This window comes from Pseudoflavitalea sp. G-6-1-2 (assembly GCF_012927185.1).
In the GTDB taxonomy this organism is placed as follows: Bacteria; Bacteroidota; Bacteroidia; order Chitinophagales; family Chitinophagaceae; genus Pseudobacter.
This window is the reverse complement of the sequence record NZ_JABBGB010000003.1, coordinates 918859-938204: the sequence shown is the minus strand read 5'-3', so window position 1 is coordinate 938204 and position 19346 is coordinate 918859. Positions and strand designations below refer to the sequence as shown.

The window sequence follows — 19346 nt, the reverse complement described above, 5'->3', positions numbered from 1 at the left end:
ACATTCAGCGTACCAAATCCCAACGTTCATGCAGAAGATCCTTATCGCCTCTACCCTGCTGTGTATGGCTGCTATCAATAATACGGCCGATGCACAGACAATCCCTGCCAGTCTCCCATCCAAAGCAGAAGCACTGCGTCCCAAACTGATAGAATGGAGACGATACATCCATGAACATCCTGAGTTGAGCAACCGCGAAGTGAAAACAGGCGAATACGTTGCCGCTCTCCTCAAATCATTCGGACTTGAAGTACAAACCGGCATTGCCAAAACCGGTGTTGTGGCGATACTGAAAGGCGGCAAACCCGGTCCTGTTGTGGCATTGCGCGCCGACATGGATGCATTGCCTGTAAAAGAACGGGTAGATATTCCTTTCAAATCGACGGTAACAGCAGACTATCTCGGACAAAATGTTCCGGTGATGCACGCATGTGGCCACGACAGCCATGTGTCGATGCTGCTGGGCACAGCGCAGTTGCTGGCATCGATCAAAAGTGAAGTGCCGGGCACCGTGAAGTTTATCTTTCAGCCTGCCGAAGAAGGCCCTCCCGGAGATGAGGAAGGCGGCGCTCCTTTGATGGTGAAAGAAGGCGTAATGGACAATCCCAAAGTGGACGCTGTTTTCGGAATGCATATTCAGTCGGACATAGAAGTGGGTAAACTGGAATACAAGCCCGGCGCCTTCATGGCATCCTCAGACTGGTTCACCATACATATCAAAGGCAAACAATCGCATGGTTCGCAGCCATGGAAAGGAGTTGATCCGATCGTTGCGGCAACTGCCATCATCAACGGATTGCAAACTATCGTGAGCCGTCAGAGCGAGCTCACCAAAGCGCCGGTGGTAATCACTGTAGGGAAATTCAACAGTGGCGTGCGCCCGAATATCATGCCCGAAGAAGCAGTACTCGAAGGCACTATCCGAACACTCGACAGCAAGATGCAACAGGAAACCCACGAACGCATCCGCAAAATGGCTACCGGCATTGCCGCTGATTACGGAGCATCGGCCACGGTAAATATCGATACAAAAACACTGGTCACTTTCAATGATCCTGCACTGGTGAAGCTTATGACCAACTCGCTGGAATCCGCTGCCGGAAAGGATAACGTGAAAGAAAGAGAATGGGTTACCGGTGCAGAGGATTTTTCGTTCTACGGAACCAAAGCGCCTGCATTTTTCTTTTACATCGGAGGCATGCCCAAAGGATCGGATAAATCGAAAGCCCCTCCACATCATACACCTGATTTCTTTATCGATGATAGCCAGCTCGATCTCGGCGTGAAAACATTCTGCCAGCTGGTGTTTGATTATGCAAAACTGAAAGCAGCTAAAAAGTAATTTTCAATTGAAGAAAGGCATCCATCCTGTTTTCCTTCCTTTTCTGATAATCGGTTTTCTTCTGTTCATGATACTGACCAGCCTGATAAGGTTGGGAAATCCGCGCACAGCAGACAGCATGCGTGGATGGACTGAAACCATTAACATAACCTTCCGGTAATATTGGCGAGCTATTTTTGTAAAAGAGTTCTTTATGAAAATTGAGACAAACCCTCTCTGGAAAAAGCTCGAAATCTTTTCCATTGATCCGCCCGATGTGCAATTCACGTTCACACAAAGACTGGCGAGAGAAAACAGCTGGTCTGAGCAGTACGCTGCCGAAGTAGTTCACGAGTACAAAAAGTTCATTTTCCTCTGCGCCATTCAGGACCTCGCCTGCACCCCCTCCCACGATGTTGATCAGGCCTGGCATCTTCACTTATCTTACACAAAGTCTTACTGGAACGATCTCTGCGAAAACCTGCTGGGAAAGAAAATACACCACAATCCCACAGAAGGCGGCCAATCGGAAACAGAGAAATTCTTCAGCTTCTACGAGTTTACACTATCGCTTTACAGAACCACATTCGAAACAGAACCTCCGGAAAATATCTGGCCGGCATCGGAAGCCAGATTCAGCAGCAGCAATTCCCCGCACATAACCGCTGCCGATCACTGGATCATCCGAAAAAAAATATGGCATTTACCAATACTGGTACTGTTTATTTTTCTGATTATTGCATTGCTTTCAAAGCACGGTGAAATAATGATCGGTGGAATCTTCCTTGCATTGGTTATCTCCAGTAAAACCGGCAACGGCAGGTCTGGAAGCATCGGAGGATGTGGCTCTGGATGCAACTCCGCACATGGATGCTCCGGTTGCAGTGGCGACGGAGGTTGCAGCAGCGGATGTTCCGGATGTGGCGGCGGAGATTAAACCCTAACGAATGCAGACATGAAGAATTACGAGGATATTATCGTCTGGAACAAACTAACCGACTATCCATTCGATGCACCCAACCTTATAGAAACCTTCCCCGATAGATTGGCAAACTCCAAAGGCTGGACAAAAGAATTTACCACTCAAGTGATCATCGAATACAAACGATTTCTTTTCCTCACTGTTTTTGATCGGAACAGTTATCTGGTTCCGCCTCCGGATGTAGATTACGCGTGGGTTATCCATCAGAACTATTACCCTCTGGCATATGAAGAAATCTGCAGAACCATACTGAACAGAAACCTGAAAAGAGAATCAAAAGAATTGGCTGGCCTCCTTGGAAACAGCAATTCCACCTCATCCTGGTATTACAGGAAGATTGTTGAGTACTATGAATTTACCGGATCGAGATATTACGAAGCATTCCTTTCCGAGCCGCCACCGCAAATCTGGACCGATGTAAGAAGAAGTTATACGCAGGAAGTAGAGTTTCCCAATCCTTTCAAGGAAGGAAAAATCAGATTCAATTCACTCTGGTTGAAAGCCCCGTTACTGGTTCTTTTATTTTTCAGCCTTAGCGCATTCTCTGCTTTCACCGTTGTGATATTGATTGCGCTGCTGGCATCGATTCATTTCTATGGAGAACGCCATACCAAAGGATGGCGTGTTGTGAATACAACCGGTTATTGCGATCCTGAATAAATACAACCTGATCCCATGAACAACGAAACAGCTCATATCTGGAACCAACTGAATGCATTCCCATTCGATGCACCCAATCTGATCGAAAGATTTTCCGACAGATTAGCAAATCAGGAAAACTGGACAAAAGAATACACTGCTGAAGTAATCGAAGAATTCAAACGTTTTCTTTTTCTGATAACAATTGAAAAGGAGTCTATGCTGGTTCCTCCTCCTGATGTTGAGCTGGCATGGGAAACCTATGAGGGCTTTTATCCACTTGGTTGGAAAGAGTTATGTACCCAGGTACTTCTGTTTAAAAAACCACTGATAAAATACAGCGGATACAATGATGATGAAGGCTACTATTGGCTTGATGAATATTATGCAGATACGATCAACAAATATCAGAAGGTATTCAGTGCAATTCCTCCTAAGGAAATCTGGCCTTCAGCAGATGAACTACCCGGCCCATTTCAAATTGTTCAAATGCGCGGAAATAGCTGGAAGCAAAATAACCTTTACTGGTGGCTGATCGCCCCATTGTTTATTTTCATTCCTCTGCTGGGGCATTTTATTTCTGCTTCCTTTTTGATTTTTATTATGTTCATTCTTGTCCTGATTCTAGTTATTTTTTTTGTGCGGTCCGGCGGAAGGAATTCTCTTCGACCCACAAGCTATTATGATCCTGAGCAATTCAAATAAGAAAGCCGCTCCGAAAAACGAAGCGGCTCCTTTATTGTAATCAATTCAACTTACATTATTATCCTTTTTTCTGCTCTTTCGCCCAGCCATCTTTCAATGTAACTGTTCTGTTGAAAACCAGCTTCTCTTCGCTGGTATCTTTATCCAGGCAGAAATATCCTTTGCGCAGGAACTGATAGCGATCATCGAATTTCGCTGTCTTCAGCGCTGGTTCTGCATACGCATTGCTCACTATTACCAGCGAATTCGGATTGATGCTTTCCGTAAATGGCTTATCATCTGCAAGCATATCCTCTACCTGAAACAGGCGATCGTATAAACGCAGTTCGCAACTGATAGCCGTTGGAGCGCTTACCCAGTGCAGGGTTCCTTTTACGTTGATACCGGAGGTATCCGCACCGCTCTTGCTTTCAGGGATGTATGAACAATGCAGCTCGGTGATATTGCCGGCAGCATCTTTGATCACTTCGTCGCACTTGATGATATACGCGCTTTTCAGACGCACCATTTGTCCGGGTGCGAGACGGAAGAATTTCTTCGGAGCCACCTCCATGAAATCTTCTTTCTCGATGAAGAGTTCGCGGCTGAAAGGAATTTCGCGGTTGCCTGCATTCGGATCTTCCGGATTGTCTTCGCTGTGCAGCATTTCCGATTGCCCTTCGGGATAGTTGGTGATCACCACTTTCAGCGGATCGAACACCACCATGCGGCGAAGTGCAATTTTGTTCAGGTGCTCGCGGATGCAGAATTCCAGCAGGCTCATTTCGATGAGGCTATCGCGTTTCACTACACCTACTCTGTCGCAGAGCTCGCGGATGGATTCCGGCGTGTATCCTCTGCGGCGGAGACCGGCGATGGTGATCATGCGGGGATCATCCCAACCTGTTACGTGCTTGTCTGCCACCAGCAGTTTGAGTTTGCGTTTGCTCATCACGTTGTACGTGAGGTTGAGACGTGCAAACTCATATTGATGCGATGGGAAGATATCGAGCTTTTCGATGAACCATTCGTACAGCGGACGATGCGGAATAAATTCCAACGTACAGATGCTATGTGTGATCTGTTCGATGGAATCGCTTTGTCCGTGAGCGAAGTCATACATCGGATAGATGCACCATTTATCACCGGTCCTATGGTGATGCGCGTGCTTGATGCGATACATGATCGGATCGCGGAAGTGCATGTTCGGAGATCCCATATCGATCTTCGCGCGAAGCACTTTCTCTCCATCCTTATATTTTCCTGCCTTCATTTCTTCGAACAACTGCAGGTTCTCTTCGACGGTGCGTTCGGAATATTTGTTGCGTATGCCTGGTTCTGTAGGCGTGCCTTTCTGTGCAGCGATCTCATCTGGCGTTGAGTCGTCTACATAGGCAAATCCTTTTTTGATCAGGTCTACAGCAAATGCATAGAGCTGATCGAAATAATCAGACGCATACAGTTCTTTAGCCCATTGGAAACCGAGCCATTGGACATCAGACTTGATGCTGTCTACATATTCAGTATCCTCTGTAACAGGATTGGTATCGTCGAAACGTAAGTTGGTCTTACCGCCATATTTGAGGGCGAGACCGAAATTGAGGCAAATGCTTTTTGCATGGCCGATGTGAAGATAGCCGTTGGGTTCCGGCGGAAAACGTGTGGTGATGGATTGGTACTTCCCCGATTTCAGGTCCTCTTCAACGATCTCCTCCAAAAAATTGCGACTCTTTTCTGCTTCTTTTAGTGTCTCTGTCATTGAGCTGCGCGTTTTAATTCGTATGCTGCGAATTTACTATTTAAAAGCTGGCTGACCAAGCGGAAGGAGGTGATGTACCAAAAGCAAAAAGAGCTGTAGAAACAGCTCCTTACCATTAATCAATAACCTATGAAAAACACTATTTAATTACAGGAGTAAAACTACTGCGCAACGGCCATCATCCATAACTTATTCGACGTTTGGCCCCGATTACGGGTTGAATGGCTTCAATTCCACGATGATTATCAGCCACGTGCGCCGAAAAGCAGGCTTCCGATGCGTACCAGATTGCTTCCTTCTCCGATGGCAATGGCATAGTCGCTGCTCATGCCGAAACTCAGTGTTTTCAGTTCAATATTGTGGGTGCGATGCCCACTCCACCTGCTGTGCAGGGCTTTGAGCGAACGGAATTCTTCGCGGATATTATTGGTATTGTCTGTGAAAGAGGCCATGCCCATCAGCCCTTCGATGCGGATATTCCGCAACCCGGCGGTTTCATCACCGGTGAGGATGGCTTCGAGTTCAGCAGCATCGAGCCCGAACTTGGTTTCTTCGCGTGCGATGAACACCTGCAGCAGTACCGGTATCACCCTGCCCAGTTTCGCCGCCTGCTTATCGATCTCCTTCAGCAGTTTGGCGCTGTCTACTCCGTGGATCATAAACACATACGGAGCGATATATTTCACTTTGTTCGATTGCAGGTGGCCGATAAAATGCCAGCGGATATCTGCCGGCAGCTGAGGCTGTTTTTCTGTGAGCTCCTGTACGTAGTTCTCACCGAAATCGCGCTGACCGAGATCGTACAAAGCCTGAATGTCTTCCACCGGTTTGGTTTTGGAAACCGCCACCAGTGTTACGCCCTGGGGTTGAAGCTCTGCCAGTATCTGATTGTATGCAGCAATATTCACAGCCATAATAGAAAATTGAAGGGGCAAAGCTACTGAAAAGAAAAAAGCCCTCTCCCTGCGGAGAAGGCCTTTTCTTCTTTTCAAATAAAACTTATTTGAGAATAGATCTGCCGATTACGATGCGCTGTACTTCGGAAGTACCTTCATAGATCTGTGTGATCTTGGCATCGCGCATGAGGCGTTCTACGTGATATTCTTTTACGTATCCGTATCCTCCGTGGATCTGAACGGCTTCAACCGTTGTCCACATCGCTGTTTCGCTGGAGAATACTTTGGCCATGGAAGAGCTCAGCGCATAATCCTGATGCTGGTCTTTATCCCATGCTGCTCGCAGACAGAGCAGACGCGCTGCTTCGATGCGTGTTGCCATATCTGCCAGTTTGAACTGGATGGCCTGGTGATGCATGATCTCTTTGCCGAATGCCTTTCTTTCTTTGGCATATTTTACGCTCAGCTCGTAAGCGCCGCTGGCGATACCGAGTGCCTGAGAGGCAATGCCGATGCGGCCTCCGCTCAATGTTTTCATGGCGAATGTGAATCCGAATCCATCTTCTCCGATACGGTTCTCTTTCGGAACTTTCACATCGTTGAACATGATAGTATGCGTATCGCTTCCGCGGATACCGAGTTTATTTTCTTTAGCCGCCACTACTACGCCGGGCCAGTTCTTTTCTACGATGAAACAGTTGATGCCCTTGCTTCCTTTGGCAACATCTGTTTGTGCCATTACGAGGTATACAGATGCAGAAGAACCATTTGTGATCCAGTTCTTGGTTCCGTTGAGCAGGTAATGATCGCCTTTGTCTTCAGCAGTGGTACGTTGCGAAGTGGCGTCGCTGCCCGCTTCCGGCTCACTCAGCAGAAAAGCGCCGATATAGAGCTTGCCATCTTTTCTTCCCTGTGCGAGTGGTGTGAGGTATTTTTGTTTCTGCTCTTCGTTACCAAAAGCTTCGAGGCCCCATGAAACCAGACTGTTATTCACGCTCATGCAAACGCTTACGCTGGCGTCGATCTTGCTGATCTCTTCCATGGCGAGTACATAGCTGATGGTGTCCATTCCGGAACCACCGTATTTGGGGTCAACCATCATTCCCATAAAGCCCAGTTCTGCAAGTTTGTAAACCTGGTCATAGGGAAATTTCTGCTGTTCGTCCCTTTCAATAACGCCGGGTAAGCATTCCTGCTGGGCAAAATCGCGCGCAGCCTGACGGATCATGAGGTGTTCTTCTGATAATTGAAATTGCATATTGACGCTTGTTTTTTGGCCGTCCTACAGTGAAAAAGATTGATTTTCTGTGAATGGTTGGTTTTGGACGGAACACAAATATAATGGAGATGCGCTAACCTGCTAACAATTGTTCGTTTTTCTTTTGATGAAGACTTGCTATCTTTAGGCCGTAACGCTGTTGTTATGTCGACCCGCACACGGAAACCCATATTGATTATGCCATTCGCCCAGCAGGTGCTGCCGGTGAACTACTACATTCCGGGCTAGCGTTCCATCCATTACTTTCTTCCCGACCTTCTGCTTTCATTTCAGTAAACCTGATTGTGTTACCAACGTTTATATATGAAAAATATCAAGCTGATAGAAGTACCGTCCGAAATTGGCGCCGGAACACGAGGAGCAAGCCTCGGAATCGATGCCATCAAGATTGCAGCGCTGGATTTCATGAGTAACTTCTTCATTCATTTTCCATCAGAAAAAGTTCCCAACGAAAATAAGATACTGCACGAGCCTATCGAATCTCCTTACGCCAAACGCATCAAGGGTATAGCTACCATGTACGAGCGCGTGAGCAAGGCTGTGCACGATACCATCAAGAATAATTTCTTTCCTGTGGTGCTCAGTGGCGATCACAGCATGGCCGGGGCTACCATCGCAGGCATCAGAATGGCCAAGCCGAAAGCGAGGCTGGGCGTTATCTGGATCGATGCACATTCAGATCTGCATACTCCCTACACCACTCCCTCCGGCAATATGCACGGCATGCCGCTGGCGCTTTCCATCAATGAAGACAATGAGGACATGGCCGTTCATGAACTGGACGAAGAGACCAAAAAGCAATGGAATGGCCTGAAAAATCTCGGCAAGATCGCACCCAAAGTATTGCCCGAAGATGTGGTATTCATTTCACTTCGCGACTTCGAGAAAGAAGAAAAATACCTCATCGATAAATATGGCATGAAGGTGATCTCCACCAACGAGGTTCGCCGCAAAGGCCCGGAGAATGTGGTAAGAAGCGTTATCCGCTATCTCTCCGACTGCACCGATATTTACATCAGCTTCGATGTGGACAGTCTCGATTCGTCGATCTCCAAAGGAACAGGAACTCCCGTGAGCAATGGTCTCCGCGAGCGCGAAGCCGAAGATCTTATCAGCAAGTTTATGCAAAACCGCAAGATCTGCTGCTTCGAGATCACGGAAGTGAATCCCACGCTCGATAAGGAAAACCTCATGAGTGAGATTGCATTCAACATTCTGCAACGCAGTGTGAATGTGCTGATGATGAACTGACGACTACAGCTGTTTGTTGATGGCAGCCACCAGCGCTGCTACATCATCTTCATTCTTTAGTTTGATTTTTGTTTTGCCGAGTGCCTGCGCAGCAGCATCGGCCGGGGCTCCTACTGCCGTTTTGAGATCTTCGATGGCATCGAGGCGGATGAGCTTGCCCTGCTTTGCATCGTAGAGATACAGCTGGCTCCTGTCTTCGAATTTGTTGTAGGCATCTTTGCGAACGTAATCGCCTTTTACTTTCACCAGGTTCTTGTAGTGGAAATTCAGCAGAATGAATTTGCCGTCTGCCAGCACTTCGTAGAAAGTATTCTCCGTGTTCTTTCCTGTTGCCGGAAACCCGCTTCTGTACAGCACTCTGGTGGAATCATTTCCTTTCAGGTAACGAAACACAAATTCCCTCACAGGTATAGTGAACTCACACATTTCTTTCTCGCCTCTGCGGAAATAGAGAATGTTGTCGTAAATATTGAAGAGAAGATTCACATTGTAGAAATGTTGTCCGTTGATCATGGTAACAGCACCCTGCGACCAGTCGTCTGTAAGCAGGGCGGAGCCTACGATATCCGGATGCAGCCGGTCATTGATAGTGCGATCTTCGAGTACAAAACTAACAGTACCCAGCGGAAGTGCGGAAGATTGATTATTGATCTGTGCGAACAATGGCGACACAGAAAGCATGCTGCAAAGCAGCAGAAGGTAGATTTTTCTCATGTGAAAAGGTATGTGACTATAGTAAATTAGTCAATTTCTGTGGCATTTCACAGGCTTTGACAATGAACCGTCCATTAAGTGGCGGGATGCTGCAGAATACCTTTCTGGAGAATAATTACTGAGACATCTGCTTCAATCCATCTTCAAAAGACGAAGGGCTGTAACCCAACTCCTTAACGGCTTTGCTGATATCGAAACCGGTACGGGCAGGGCGTTTTGCAGGCTGCGTAAATGTTTCGGAAGTTACTTCTGTAATGAGGCTTTTATCGAGACTGAAATAGTCGGCAGTGCGCATGGCCATTTCGTAAGGCGTAAGCAGGTCTTTGCCGGAGATATGATAAATGCCGGTGGCCTGTTTCTGAATCATCAGTACAATGCCTTTGGCAAGATCTTCCACATACGTAGGTGTGCGTTGCTGATCGGATACCACTTTGATGGGCTCTCCTTCCTGCAGGCTTTCTCTTACCCAGCTCACGATATTGGTGCGCGTGCCTTCCAATGGATTGCCATACACCAGACAGGTGCGAACGATGGCCCATGGAATTTCACTGGTATGCATGATGGCTTCCGCCTGCATTTTGGTAAACCCGTAGAAGTTCACAGGACGAAGATCATCGTCTTCGCGATAGGGAGAAAACAATCCATCGAAAACGAAGTCGGTGGAAAGATAGATGATGTATTTGCTGTAATTCTCGGCATCCACCAGCAGTTGTGTGGTGCCGTAAACATTGATCTTTTCGCAGAGCTCAGGATTTTTCTCGCATTCATCCACCTGCGTCATGGCAGCGGAATGAACAATAACGTCTGCACGTTCTTCGCTGAGCACTTTCTCTATCTCCAGTTCGTCTGTGATATCGAGACTGCGATAGCTGAATTTTTCCGATGGCTCAAAAGGCAGGCGGCACGGGCCTTTGCCGGTGGCCACCACCTGAAACTGCTGTTGCAGCAACTCGTTCACGAGGTGCTGTCCCAGCAATCCATTTGCTCCGGTGATCAATATTTTCATGTGTGGTTTCTTCTGCTGAATGTATGCCGCTTATTTGCTTCCGAGTAATTCTGTGAGTTTGGCCGTGAGTTCTTCTCCACGAAGATTCTTCCCTACGATCTTGCCCTGCGGATCTACCAGAATGTTTGCAGGAATGCCTTCGATGCCGTATTGCACAGCAACTGCATTCTTCCAGAACTGAAGATCGCTCACATGCGTCCAGCTGAGGTTATCGGCCTTGATGGCTTCGAGCCAGTCGGCTTTCTCGCGATCGAGCGATACACCCAGTACAGTAAAGTTCTTCGATTTGAACTGGTTGTAGTTAGCCACCACATTGGGATTTTCCATGCGGCAGGGTTTGCACCAGCTTGCCCAGAAATCTACCAGCACATATTTTCCGCGGAAAGAGGACAATGAAACCTGCTTTCCATCAACATCCGGCTGCGTGAAGTCGAGCGCCTGTGATCCAACCAGTCCTATTTTGCTTTTTTCAATTCTGTCTTTGATCATTTTACCGTAGAAGGTTTCCTGCGCAGCGGGCTTCAGCAGGGCGAATCTTTTTTCTGTAGTGGCGATATCCTGATCGAGCTGCGATGTAATCACCAGCAAAAATGGAGATACCGGTGATGTATTGTGCGATGTTACGAAAGACTCGATATTGCTGATCAGTTTATCGATGAGGGCCTGATGCTGCACCAGCAGTGTGTCTCCGGGTTGAATATCCTGCTTGCTGTTGATTCTTTGCGTGAGCAAGGTAAGCTGCTCGAACATCGGATTGAACTGATGAGCAAAAGCTTCGTAATCGTTTTGGATCGGCGAACCTTTTACATCGAGTTTGGTAACATCGGCCGTATCGCCTTTGATGGTTACATTCTCATTGCCGATAAAAAGAACAGTTTTCTTTTTCGGGCCATGAAAATTTACATAGTGCACATTCGGCTCTTTCAGTGAGCCTTTGAGTATAAACTGATTTTTAGAAACAATGGCTTTGGCGAGGGTATCCGTTGGATTGTTGGCGTCGCTGATGGTAACCAGCGATCCATCCTGCAACCCGGCTATCGATCCGTTGATCACAAATCCTTTCTGCTGGGCAAACACGGTTGCCGGAACGATCAGTAACAGGGAGAAAAATAGTTTCATAATTTACTTTGAGTGCCTTGATTTTAGTATATCAACCACATCTTGCAATTTATGTCCTTTTGCGTTAAGTAAAATCAAATAATGGAAGAGCAGATCGGCAGCTTCGTTGAGAAAAAGCTCCTCGTTATTGTCCTTTGCCTCGATCACCAGCTCCACGGCTTCCTCCCCTACTTTTTGAGCTATCTTATTGATTCCCCGGCCAAAAAGATCGCGCACGTACGACTTTGCATCGGTGCTTTGTTTGCGGAGATTGATGATATCCTGAAGATAATAAAGGAATTCTTCGGAATGATTTTTTTCTGCCCAGCAGGTATCCGCACCTGTATGGCAGGTTGGGCCCAGCGGATTGGCTTTGATGAGAAGGGTATCGTTGTCGCAATCGTTCAGCACTTCTTTTACCAGCAGAAAATGACCACTCTCTTCGCCTTTGGTCCAGAGTCGCTGTTTGCTGCGGCTGAAGAAAGTTACTTTTCCTTCGGCCATGGTTTTGTCTACTGCCTCCTGATTCATGAAACCAAGCATCAGTACTTTGTGGGTGGTGAAATCCTGAATGATGGCAGGAACGAGGCCATCGGCATATTTGGAGAAATCGATTTTCATGGTTTGCTGTTTACGATTGACTATCCTTTTGTTGATCTTTTTTTTCTTTTTGTTTTCTCAACGTTTCGAGCAGTTCTTCCTGTTTTTCCTGAAAGCGTTCACGACGATGTCGGCTTTTATCTGACTGCTTGTTCTTGAAATAAACAAACATCGTTATTGCGATTGCCAGCAGTGGAATAAAAATAGGGAACTTCATGCGCTGTTATTTTTGCTGTGCCGGTACTTTTCTTTTTCGGACTCAGTTTTCAATTTCGAAATTTTCTTTTCCCACTTTGCATGCCTTTTAGCTCTGCCTCTCAGTTGTAAGGCACCTGGTCTGGCGTTGTAATACGCCACAATAATCTCAACAATATGAGCAAGAAAACGCATGACAAATACATTAAACTGGTCTGATATGTATCTTCCTCTCCTGCAAATATCCTTTTAATTCCGGAATGGATATCTCCTTGAAGTGGAAAATGCTTGCAGCCAGCGCTGCATCTGCTTTTCCGGTTTCAAACACCTCTACAAAATGCTCTTTGGTACCGCCGCCGCCACTGGCAATCACAGGAACCGGCAGCGTTGTGGCCAGTTCACGAGTGATATCGATGGCAAATCCGGCCTTGGTTCCATCGTGGTTCATACTGGTGAGCAGAATTTCTCCGGCTCCGAGATCAACGGCCTGCTTTGCCCAGTCGATGCACCGGATATCAGTTTTTACGCGTCCTCCATTGAGGTAAACGTACCATTCTCCGTCGTCTTCTTTGCGTGTATCGATGGCCAGCACCACACACTGACTTCCGAACTCCTTACTCAGTTCGTTGATCAGTGCAGGATTTTTGAATGCAGCTGTGTTTACGGAGATCTTATCGGCACCGTTCTGCAACAAAGCACTTACATCTTCCACACTGCTGATGCCGCCACCAACAGTGAAGGGAATATTGATATGATGCGAAATCTTATTCACCAGCTCGCGAAGCGTTTTTCTTTTTTCAACGGTAGCGGTGATATCGAGGAACACCAGTTCGTCGGCACCTTCCTTTGCATAGAGGGCGCCGAGTTCAACAGGATCACCGGCGTCGCGGAGATCAACGAAGTTGGTGCCTTTCACGGTGCGTCCGTCTTTGATATCGAGACAGGGAATGATTCTTTTACAAAGCATTGCTGAAATTTATGAAACCAGTATAGGGTCTGAGTTTGATCAGACCTTGTACCGGCAGATTTTTATTATGTGTTAGCCTCTGTTGAATTGCACCAGTTCGTCGAGTGTTATTCGTCCTTCGTAGAAGGCTTTCCCAACGATTACACCGGCACATCCGATATTGCGCAAAACATCGAGATCGGCTACTGAACTTACACCGCCGCTGGCAATGAAGTGCAGCCCATCGAATTTAGTAAGAATGCTTTTGTACAGTTCGGTGGATGGCCCCTGCAATAATCCGTCTTTACTCACATCGGTACAGAACACTTGCTGAATGCCATGTTCGATGTATTTCTGAACGAAATCATAGATCCAGATATCGGTGGTTTCGAGCCAACCGGCTACTGCGATCTTTTCGTCTTTCACATCTGCTCCGAGCAGGAATTTTTCTGCTCCGTAGGATTGGAGCCACTGAACAAAAGTGCTTTCATCTTTCACAGCGAGACTGCCGATGGTGGCCAGCGCCGCACCGGAGTTGAATACGATATCAACGTCTTCCCGTTTTTTTATGCCTCCTCCAAAATCCACTACCAGTCTGGTTTTCCCGGCAATGGATTCGAGCACTTTCCAGTTCTTTACTGTGCCGGCTTTTGCGCCGTCGAGATCAACGAGATGCAGGCGTTGCAGGCCGGCATCTTCAAATTGTTTCGCTACTTCGAGCGGATGTTCGTTATAGATCTTCTTCTGCTGGTAATCGCCCTGGGTAAGCCTCACGCATTTACCCTCGATAATGTCAATGGCCGGAATAATCTGCATGTATCTGATTAAAGTTTCAAAAAGTTTCCCAGAATTGTTTCGCCAACAGCTGCACTTTTCTCCGGGTGGAACTGCACGCCGTAGAAATTGCCGCGATGCAACGCAGAGCTGTAGCTATGGCCATAAGTGGTGGTGGCAATGGTATGTTCACCGAGCGCTGCATAGTATCCATGCACAAAATACGTGAAGCTGTTTTCAGGCACACCTTTGAAGAGGTCTGTTTTCAGGCTCCAGATATTGTTCCAGCCGATCTGCGGAATTTTGAGCGGGCCTTCAGCAGTGGTCACACTTTCAAAATGTTTTACTTTTTCCTCGAAGATGCGAAGGCATGGTGTATTGTTCTCTTCGCTGTATGCGCACATGAGCTGCATGCCAAGACAGATGCCGAGTACGGGCTGCTGCAAATCTTTCAGCACTGTATCGAGGCCATGCTGTTGCAGATAACGCATAGCGCTGCTGGCCTCTCCCACTCCGGGGAAGATCACTTTATCCGCCTTGCGCAATTGCTCGTGATCATCGGTGACCACAGCTGTTGCGCCGATCCTTTCGAGCGCATACAATACGCTCTGGATATTTCCTGCATTGTATTTTACGATGGCTAATTCCACGGTGTTTATTTTCTGAATGTCAGGTAAAATTATTTTACAGTTTTGATGAAGGCTTCGGTAGCGGCCGTAACATCGGTTGCTCCTTCGAGCGCTTTGATAAAGGCCGTTCCGATGATGGCTCCATTGGAATATTTTGAAGCCGCTTCAAAACTGGCTTTGTCCTTGATGCCGAAACCTACCAGCACTGGGTTTTTCAGGTTCATCGATTGCAGTCGTTGCAGGTAAGCATTCACTGCATCCATGTTCTGATCTTTACCCGTGGTGGAACTGGATGATACTGCATACAGGAAACCTGTGCTGAGATTATCCAATCGCTGTACACGCTCCGGTTTTGTTTCAGGCGTTACAAGGAATATAAAATCGAGATTGTACTTTTTGATGATGGCTCCGTACTCCGATTCGAATTCGAACTCCGGAAGGTCCGGAAGTATCAGTCCGTCGATGCCCACTGCTGCTGCATCCGCACAGAACTTCTCGAATCCGTACTGCAATATGGGGTTCATGTAGCCCATCAGAATTACCGGCACATGAATGGTATTGCGGAAGTCTTTAAGCTGTGCAAACAGTGTTTTGATGGTCATGCCATTCTGCAATGCGATGGTGCTGCTGGCCTGGATCACAGGGCCATCGGCCAGCGGATCGCTGTACGGCATACCGAGTTCAATGAGATCAGCGCCGCTCTTCTGCAGTGCCGACATGATGGTGAGTGTGCTGTTCAGCTGCGGATAGCCTGCTGTAACGTACACATTGAGTACCTGTTTGTTCTTTGTATTGAAAAGTGATTGTATCCTGCTCATGATAATTGATTCCGGTTTTCAGAAATAGTATGTCCGTGACTGTTATACTCCCATTGCCTGCATGTAAGTGGCCATATCTTTATCTCCTCTTCCGGAGAGACAGAGCACCACTACATCATCTTTTTTGAATGCCACCTGATTGAGACCTGCCAGTGCATGGGATGATTCCAGTGCGGGAATGATGCCTTCGAGCTGCGTAAGATTGAAAGCTGCGCGTACCGCTTCTTCGTCCGTTGCACTGAGGAAGGTGCCTCTGCCGCTATCGAACAGATTTGCATGCAGTGGTCCAATGCCTGGGTAATCCAGTCCGGCTGAAATGCTGTGTGGCTCTACCACCTGTCCATCTTCTGTTTGCATTACAAGACTCTTGCTGCCATGCAGTACACCGGGTTTCCCGAGGCGTGTTGTAGCGGCGCTCATGCCGGAGTCTACCCCATGACCCGCAGCTTCCACTGCTACCAGCTTCACGGATTGTTCTTCCGTGAAATGATAGAAGGCGCCAGCAGCATTGCTTCCTCCACCTACACAGGCGAGTACATGCGTGGGCAATTCGCTGCCGGTTTTATCTTTCAGTTGCTTGCGGATCTCTTCGGAGATCACACTCTGGAAACTGGCCACCATGTCCGGATAAGGATGTGGACCTACCACCGATCCGATGATGTAATGCGTATCGATGGGATTGTTGATCCAGTCGCGGATTGCTTCATTGGTAGCGTCTTTCAGCGTTTTGCTGCCGCTGACAGCGGGAATCACAGTAGCGCCGAGCATCTTCATGCGGGCAACATTCGGAGCCTGACGCTGAATATCTTTCTCTCCCATGTACACGATGCATTCGATGCCTTTGAGTGCGCATACAGTGGCGGTTGCTACGCCGTGCTGTCCGGCTCCTGTTTCGGCAATGATGCGTTTCTTTCCGAGCCGCTGTGCCAGCAGGATCTGTCCCAACGCATTGTTGAGTTTGTGTGAACCTGTATGACATAGATCTTCGCGTTTGAGGTAGATATTGGTGTTGTACTGATCGCTCAGGCGCGATGCGAAGTACAACGGCGTTGGACGTCCTACATAATCTCTCAGCAGGGCCTGATACTCATCTTTGAAGTCTTTGCTGGTAATGATGCTGCGATACTGTTTGCGCAGCTCTTCCACATTGGGGTGCAGCATTTCGGGGATGTATGCGCCGCCGAACTTTCCGTAGTATCCCTGTGCATCAGGTTGCTGATAAATTGTTGTTGCCATGATCCATCCGATTATTTATGAACTGATATTTTTTATTTCATCTTATTTACAAATTCAGCCACTTTGTCGAGGTCTTTGAAACCCGGACTGGTTTCGAATTTGCTGTTGATATCGAGCGCGAAAAGTGCTTTTGCAGCGGGTTCTTTTTCGAACTCTCTGAGTTGTTCTTCATCACCGGGTTCGATGCCTCCGCTGAGGAAGAATGGTTTTCCGATGTCGGTATTTTTCAGCACGCTCCAGTCGAACTTTTTTCCTGTGCCCCCGTATCCTGCGCCCATGGTGTCGAAGAGAAACATATCGCAGACATCCTGATAGGGCCGGATCATCCATTCCACACTGTCGTTATCGCTGAGTCTGAAGGCTTTTACCACGCTTACGTAATCGGCGAGTTTCTCGCAGTACTTGGGTGGTTCATCGCCATGAAGCTGTACAAGATGCAACCGGCATTCATCCACCATATGGAGCACTTCTTCAATGGGGGCATTTACAAAAACGCCTACTTTGTTGAGACGATTCTCCTTGCGGATCTGCGTGGTGGTCATGTGTTTGAACACATACCTCGGACTTTTGGGATAGAAAATGAATCCCGCAAACGAAACGCCGAGGTCCGCCAGTTTCTCCACCTGGTCTGGCTGGGTCATGCCGCATACTTTTACTCTCATATTGTTCAGATTTTAAGTGTTAAGCGTGTATCCGGCAAGCAATCTGAACTACAGTGCTGATGCCGCTTTCAGCTCCTGTACAAAGTTTTCAAAAGCAATGGCGGGATCGGATTCTTTCATAAAGTTCTCTCCGATCAGAAATCCTCTGAAACCGTTGTTGCGGAAGAGCAGGATATTGTCTACAGAACTGATTCCGCTCTCTGCGATCTTTACCCGGTTGTCGGGGATTTTCTTTGCCATGGCGAGGCTGCGTTCGATATCCACTTTGAAGGTTTTGAGGTTACGGTTGTTGATGCCGACCAAAACCGTTTCATCGCAGATATGGGCGAGCTCTTCTTCGTCGTGAAGTTCCAGTAACACTTCGAGTCCGAGCTGAGTAGCAAAGGTAGCCAACCGTTTTACATCTGCGGGCGTGAGGCAGGCCGCAATCAGGAGAATCACATCGGCGCCCATGGCGCGTGCTTCGAGTATCTGATATTCATCGATGATGAAATCCTTGCGAAGAATGGGAATCTGATTGATGCGCGCAGCCATCAGATCTGCAGTAACACCACCGAAGAACTGTTCGTCGGTGAGTACGCTGAGGCCCGAAGCATGTTTCGCGTATGCGCCTGTAACACCTACCACGTCTGCGTTTCCGTTGATCAGTCCTTTGGAGGGTGATCTTCTTTTGAATTCCGCGATGATGCCCGTACGAGCATCATCGAGCAGGAATTCTTTCAGGGAAAACACCTTTCTTTTGAATAATTCCGAGCGTTCCAGAGCGCTGGCAGGTGTGGCTGCTTTGCGCTCCGCTACTTCCATTCTTTTATGTGCAATTATTGTATCCAGGATATTCATGTGCAAAGGTTTTCGCTATTGCAGCGCAATGAGTTTTTGGAATGTCGAATAGGCTTTACCGCTCTCCAGGCTTTCCACCGCTGCGGCATATGCCTGATCGTAGGTTTTGTGTGTTCCTGTGCAATGCAGCGCCATGGCGGCATTGGCGAGCACAACTGCATGTTGTGCCCAGCTTCCTTCTCCCTTCAATATCTTAACGAAGAGTTTGGCAGCTTCTTCCACCGAATTTCCTCCGTAGATATCTGCAGGCGTTACAGCGCGCTTGCCAAGTTGCTCCGGCGTCATGATCTGCTCGCCCTTGTTGGTGATCACTTTGGTATCGTTGGTGAGGGATATCTCGTCGTATCCGTCGAGGCCGTGAATGATGGTGAATGCTGTTCCGGATTGTTGCAGCAGATAGTTGTAGATGCGTGCCATTTCGAGGCTGTACACGCCTACCAGCTGAAATTTCGGAGAAGCGGGATTGGCCATCGGTCCGAGCATATTGAAGAAGGTGCGGATGCCCAGGTTCTTGCGGATCGGCCCTACGGTTTTGAGGGCAGGATGAAACAATGGTGCATGCAGGAAACAGATATTGGTTTCTTCCACTTCGCGTTTCAGGCTGTCTTTGTCGCTTTTGAATTTGTAGCCCAGCTGCTCCATCACGTTGGATGCACCGCTGATGCTGCTTGCGCCGTAATTGCCGTGTTTGGCCACTTTCTGACCTGTACCCGCTACAATAAAGCAGCTGAGCGTGGAGATATTGAAAGTGTTCTTGCCATCACCTCCGGTACCAACGATATCGATGGTTTCGTGTCCGTTGAGATCAACAGGCACACAGAGTTCAAGCAGTGCATCGCGGAAGCCCTGCAGCTCTTCGATGGTGATGCTGCGCATGAGATACACAGTCATGAACGCAGTTACTTCATGCTCGTTGTACATTCCCTTGCCGATATTCACCAGCGCTTCTTTGGCTGCAGCACGACTGAGGGATTTATGTGCGAATAATAATTCTAAGATCTTTTTCATTGTAAACTG

Annotated in this window: 21 protein-coding genes; 5 read left to right on the top strand and 16 right to left on the bottom strand. The window is 47.7% G+C overall.

What is annotated here, in order from left to right:
- Window positions 1-28 precede the first annotated feature (28 nt).
- The 4 genes from HHL16_RS21165 to HHL16_RS21150 all read left to right on the top strand — a co-directional run bounded on the left by HHL16_RS21165 (window position 29) and on the right by HHL16_RS21150 (window position 3647).
- Window positions 29-1342, top strand: a complete 1314-nt coding sequence (locus HHL16_RS21165; protein ID WP_169427333.1) for an amidohydrolase — start codon at window positions 29-31, stop codon at window positions 1340-1342.
- Between the two features lie 193 nt (window positions 1343-1535).
- Complete coding sequence (locus HHL16_RS21160) at window positions 1536-2258, top strand: hypothetical protein (RefSeq protein ID WP_169427332.1); 723 nt, start codon at window positions 1536-1538, stop codon at window positions 2256-2258.
- A gap of 18 nt (window positions 2259-2276) precedes the next feature.
- Entirely contained in the window at window positions 2277-2963 is a 687-nt protein-coding gene (locus tag HHL16_RS21155) for a hypothetical protein (protein WP_169427331.1), read from the top strand.
- A gap of 15 nt (window positions 2964-2978) precedes the next feature.
- Window positions 2979-3647 (top strand): hypothetical protein, encoded by a 669-nt coding sequence (locus HHL16_RS21150; RefSeq protein ID WP_169427330.1) that lies wholly within the window; start codon window positions 2979-2981, stop codon window positions 3645-3647.
- Between the two features lie 58 nt (window positions 3648-3705).
- Here HHL16_RS21150 and HHL16_RS21145 read toward each other — a convergent pair whose 3' ends face one another.
- The 3 genes from HHL16_RS21145 to HHL16_RS21135 form a co-directional block, all read right to left on the bottom strand.
- Window positions 3706-5385, bottom strand: a complete 1680-nt coding sequence (locus tag HHL16_RS21145) for a glutamine--tRNA ligase/YqeY domain fusion protein (RefSeq protein ID WP_169427329.1) — start codon at window positions 5383-5385, stop codon at window positions 3706-3708.
- A gap of 245 nt (window positions 5386-5630) precedes the next feature.
- A complete protein-coding gene (locus HHL16_RS21140; RefSeq protein ID WP_169427328.1) occupies window positions 5631-6299 on the bottom strand; it encodes a YggS family pyridoxal phosphate-dependent enzyme in 669 nt (222 codons plus the stop codon).
- 85 nt (window positions 6300-6384) lie between these two features.
- On the bottom strand, window positions 6385-7539 hold the full coding sequence (locus HHL16_RS21135) for an acyl-CoA dehydrogenase (protein WP_169427327.1): 1155 nt from the start codon (window positions 7537-7539) through the stop codon (window positions 6385-6387).
- A 324-nt stretch (window positions 7540-7863) separates the two neighbouring features.
- Here HHL16_RS21135 and HHL16_RS21130 point away from each other — a divergent pair, with 324 nt between their 5' ends.
- The gene (locus HHL16_RS21130; RefSeq protein WP_169427326.1) at window positions 7864-8811 is read left to right on the top strand and encodes an arginase; all 948 of its coding nucleotides are present in this window, start codon (window positions 7864-7866) and stop codon (window positions 8809-8811) included.
- A gap of 3 nt (window positions 8812-8814) precedes the next feature.
- Here HHL16_RS21130 and HHL16_RS21125 read toward each other — a convergent pair whose 3' ends face one another.
- From HHL16_RS21125 to trpD, 13 genes are all read right to left on the bottom strand, one after another.
- A complete protein-coding gene (locus HHL16_RS21125) occupies window positions 8815-9525 on the bottom strand; it encodes a hypothetical protein (RefSeq protein WP_169427325.1) in 711 nt (236 codons plus the stop codon).
- A 115-nt stretch (window positions 9526-9640) separates the two neighbouring features.
- The gene (locus HHL16_RS21120; RefSeq protein WP_169427324.1) at window positions 9641-10531 is read right to left on the bottom strand and encodes an SDR family oxidoreductase; all 891 of its coding nucleotides are present in this window, start codon (window positions 10529-10531) and stop codon (window positions 9641-9643) included.
- Window positions 10532-10561: 30 nt separating this feature from the next.
- Window positions 10562-11650, bottom strand: a complete 1089-nt coding sequence (locus HHL16_RS21115; protein WP_169427323.1) for a TlpA disulfide reductase family protein — start codon at window positions 11648-11650, stop codon at window positions 10562-10564.
- A 3-nt stretch (window positions 11651-11653) separates the two neighbouring features.
- Window positions 11654-12250, bottom strand: a complete 597-nt coding sequence (gene hisIE / locus HHL16_RS21110) for a bifunctional phosphoribosyl-AMP cyclohydrolase/phosphoribosyl-ATP diphosphatase HisIE (RefSeq protein WP_169427322.1) — start codon at window positions 12248-12250, stop codon at window positions 11654-11656.
- Window positions 12251-12260: 10 nt separating this feature from the next.
- Window positions 12261-12446, bottom strand: coding sequence for a hypothetical protein (locus HHL16_RS21105; RefSeq protein ID WP_169427321.1), 186 nt, complete (start codon window positions 12444-12446; stop codon window positions 12261-12263).
- 183 nt (window positions 12447-12629) lie between these two features.
- A complete protein-coding gene (gene hisF / locus HHL16_RS21100; protein WP_169427320.1) occupies window positions 12630-13391 on the bottom strand; it encodes an imidazole glycerol phosphate synthase subunit HisF in 762 nt (253 codons plus the stop codon).
- A 72-nt stretch (window positions 13392-13463) separates the two neighbouring features.
- Window positions 13464-14186: a 1-(5-phosphoribosyl)-5-[(5-phosphoribosylamino)methylideneamino]imidazole-4-carboxamide isomerase gene (gene hisA, locus HHL16_RS21095; protein ID WP_169427319.1), complete on the bottom strand. Its 723-nt coding sequence runs from the start codon at window positions 14184-14186 to the stop codon at window positions 13464-13466.
- 8 nt (window positions 14187-14194) lie between these two features.
- Window positions 14195-14794 carry an imidazole glycerol phosphate synthase subunit HisH gene (gene hisH / locus HHL16_RS21090; RefSeq protein ID WP_169427318.1) on the bottom strand — a complete coding sequence of 200 codons (600 nt, stop codon included), beginning with the start codon at window positions 14792-14794 and terminating at the stop codon, window positions 14195-14197.
- Between the two features lie 29 nt (window positions 14795-14823).
- Complete coding sequence (trpA, locus tag HHL16_RS21085) at window positions 14824-15591, bottom strand: tryptophan synthase subunit alpha (protein WP_169427317.1); 768 nt, start codon at window positions 15589-15591, stop codon at window positions 14824-14826.
- A gap of 42 nt (window positions 15592-15633) precedes the next feature.
- Window positions 15634-16827 (bottom strand): tryptophan synthase subunit beta, encoded by a 1194-nt coding sequence (gene trpB / locus HHL16_RS21080; RefSeq protein WP_169427316.1) that lies wholly within the window; start codon window positions 16825-16827, stop codon window positions 15634-15636.
- Between the two features lie 32 nt (window positions 16828-16859).
- Window positions 16860-17489, bottom strand: a complete 630-nt coding sequence (locus HHL16_RS21075; protein ID WP_169427315.1) for a phosphoribosylanthranilate isomerase — start codon at window positions 17487-17489, stop codon at window positions 16860-16862.
- A 48-nt stretch (window positions 17490-17537) separates the two neighbouring features.
- Complete coding sequence (trpC, locus tag HHL16_RS21070; protein WP_169427314.1) at window positions 17538-18329, bottom strand: indole-3-glycerol phosphate synthase TrpC; 792 nt, start codon at window positions 18327-18329, stop codon at window positions 17538-17540.
- Window positions 18330-18344: 15 nt separating this feature from the next.
- Complete coding sequence (gene trpD, locus HHL16_RS21065) at window positions 18345-19337, bottom strand: anthranilate phosphoribosyltransferase (protein ID WP_169427313.1); 993 nt, start codon at window positions 19335-19337, stop codon at window positions 18345-18347.
- Window positions 19338-19346: the final 9 nt, after the last annotated feature.

Bases quoted from the DNA above. Each gene is read 5' to 3' on its own strand.
- HHL16_RS21150 (WP_169427330.1), top strand. From the start codon at position 2,979: ATGAACAACGAAACAGCTCATATCTGGAACCAACTGAATGCATTCCCA.
- HHL16_RS21120 (WP_169427324.1), bottom strand. From the start codon at position 10,531: ATGAAAATATTGATCACCGGAGCAAATGGATTGCTGGGACAGCACCTC.
- HHL16_RS21140 (WP_169427328.1), bottom strand. From the start codon at position 6,299: ATGGCTGTGAATATTGCTGCATACAATCAGATACTGGCAGAGCTTCAA.
- HHL16_RS21075 (WP_169427315.1), bottom strand. From the start codon at position 17,489: ATGAGAGTAAAAGTATGCGGCATGACCCAGCCAGACCAGGTGGAGAAA.
- HHL16_RS21165 (WP_169427333.1), top strand. From the start codon at position 29: ATGCAGAAGATCCTTATCGCCTCTACCCTGCTGTGTATGGCTGCTATC.
- HHL16_RS21125 (WP_169427325.1), bottom strand. From the start codon at position 9,525: ATGAGAAAAATCTACCTTCTGCTGCTTTGCAGCATGCTTTCTGTGTCG.
- trpD (WP_169427313.1), bottom strand. From the start codon at position 19,337: ATGAAAAAGATCTTAGAATTATTATTCGCACATAAATCCCTCAGTCGT.
- HHL16_RS21160 (WP_169427332.1), top strand. From the start codon at position 1,536: ATGAAAATTGAGACAAACCCTCTCTGGAAAAAGCTCGAAATCTTTTCC.
- trpC (WP_169427314.1), bottom strand. From the start codon at position 18,329: ATGAATATCCTGGATACAATAATTGCACATAAAAGAATGGAAGTAGCG.
- HHL16_RS21105 (WP_169427321.1), bottom strand. From the start codon at position 12,446: ATGAAGTTCCCTATTTTTATTCCACTGCTGGCAATCGCAATAACGATG.
- HHL16_RS21155 (WP_169427331.1), top strand. From the start codon at position 2,277: ATGAAGAATTACGAGGATATTATCGTCTGGAACAAACTAACCGACTAT.
- trpA (WP_169427317.1), bottom strand. From the start codon at position 15,591: ATGAGCAGGATACAATCACTTTTCAATACAAAGAACAAACAGGTACTC.
- trpB (WP_169427316.1), bottom strand. From the start codon at position 16,827: ATGGCAACAACAATTTATCAGCAACCTGATGCACAGGGATACTACGGA.
- hisA (WP_169427319.1), bottom strand. From the start codon at position 14,186: ATGCAGATTATTCCGGCCATTGACATTATCGAGGGTAAATGCGTGAGG.
- hisF (WP_169427320.1), bottom strand. From the start codon at position 13,391: ATGCTTTGTAAAAGAATCATTCCCTGTCTCGATATCAAAGACGGACGC.
- HHL16_RS21145 (WP_169427329.1), bottom strand. From the start codon at position 5,385: ATGACAGAGACACTAAAAGAAGCAGAAAAGAGTCGCAATTTTTTGGAG.
- hisIE (WP_169427322.1), bottom strand. From the start codon at position 12,250: ATGAAAATCGATTTCTCCAAATATGCCGATGGCCTCGTTCCTGCCATC.
- HHL16_RS21115 (WP_169427323.1), bottom strand. From the start codon at position 11,650: ATGAAACTATTTTTCTCCCTGTTACTGATCGTTCCGGCAACCGTGTTT.
- HHL16_RS21135 (WP_169427327.1), bottom strand. From the start codon at position 7,539: ATGCAATTTCAATTATCAGAAGAACACCTCATGATCCGTCAGGCTGCG.
- HHL16_RS21130 (WP_169427326.1), top strand. From the start codon at position 7,864: ATGAAAAATATCAAGCTGATAGAAGTACCGTCCGAAATTGGCGCCGGA.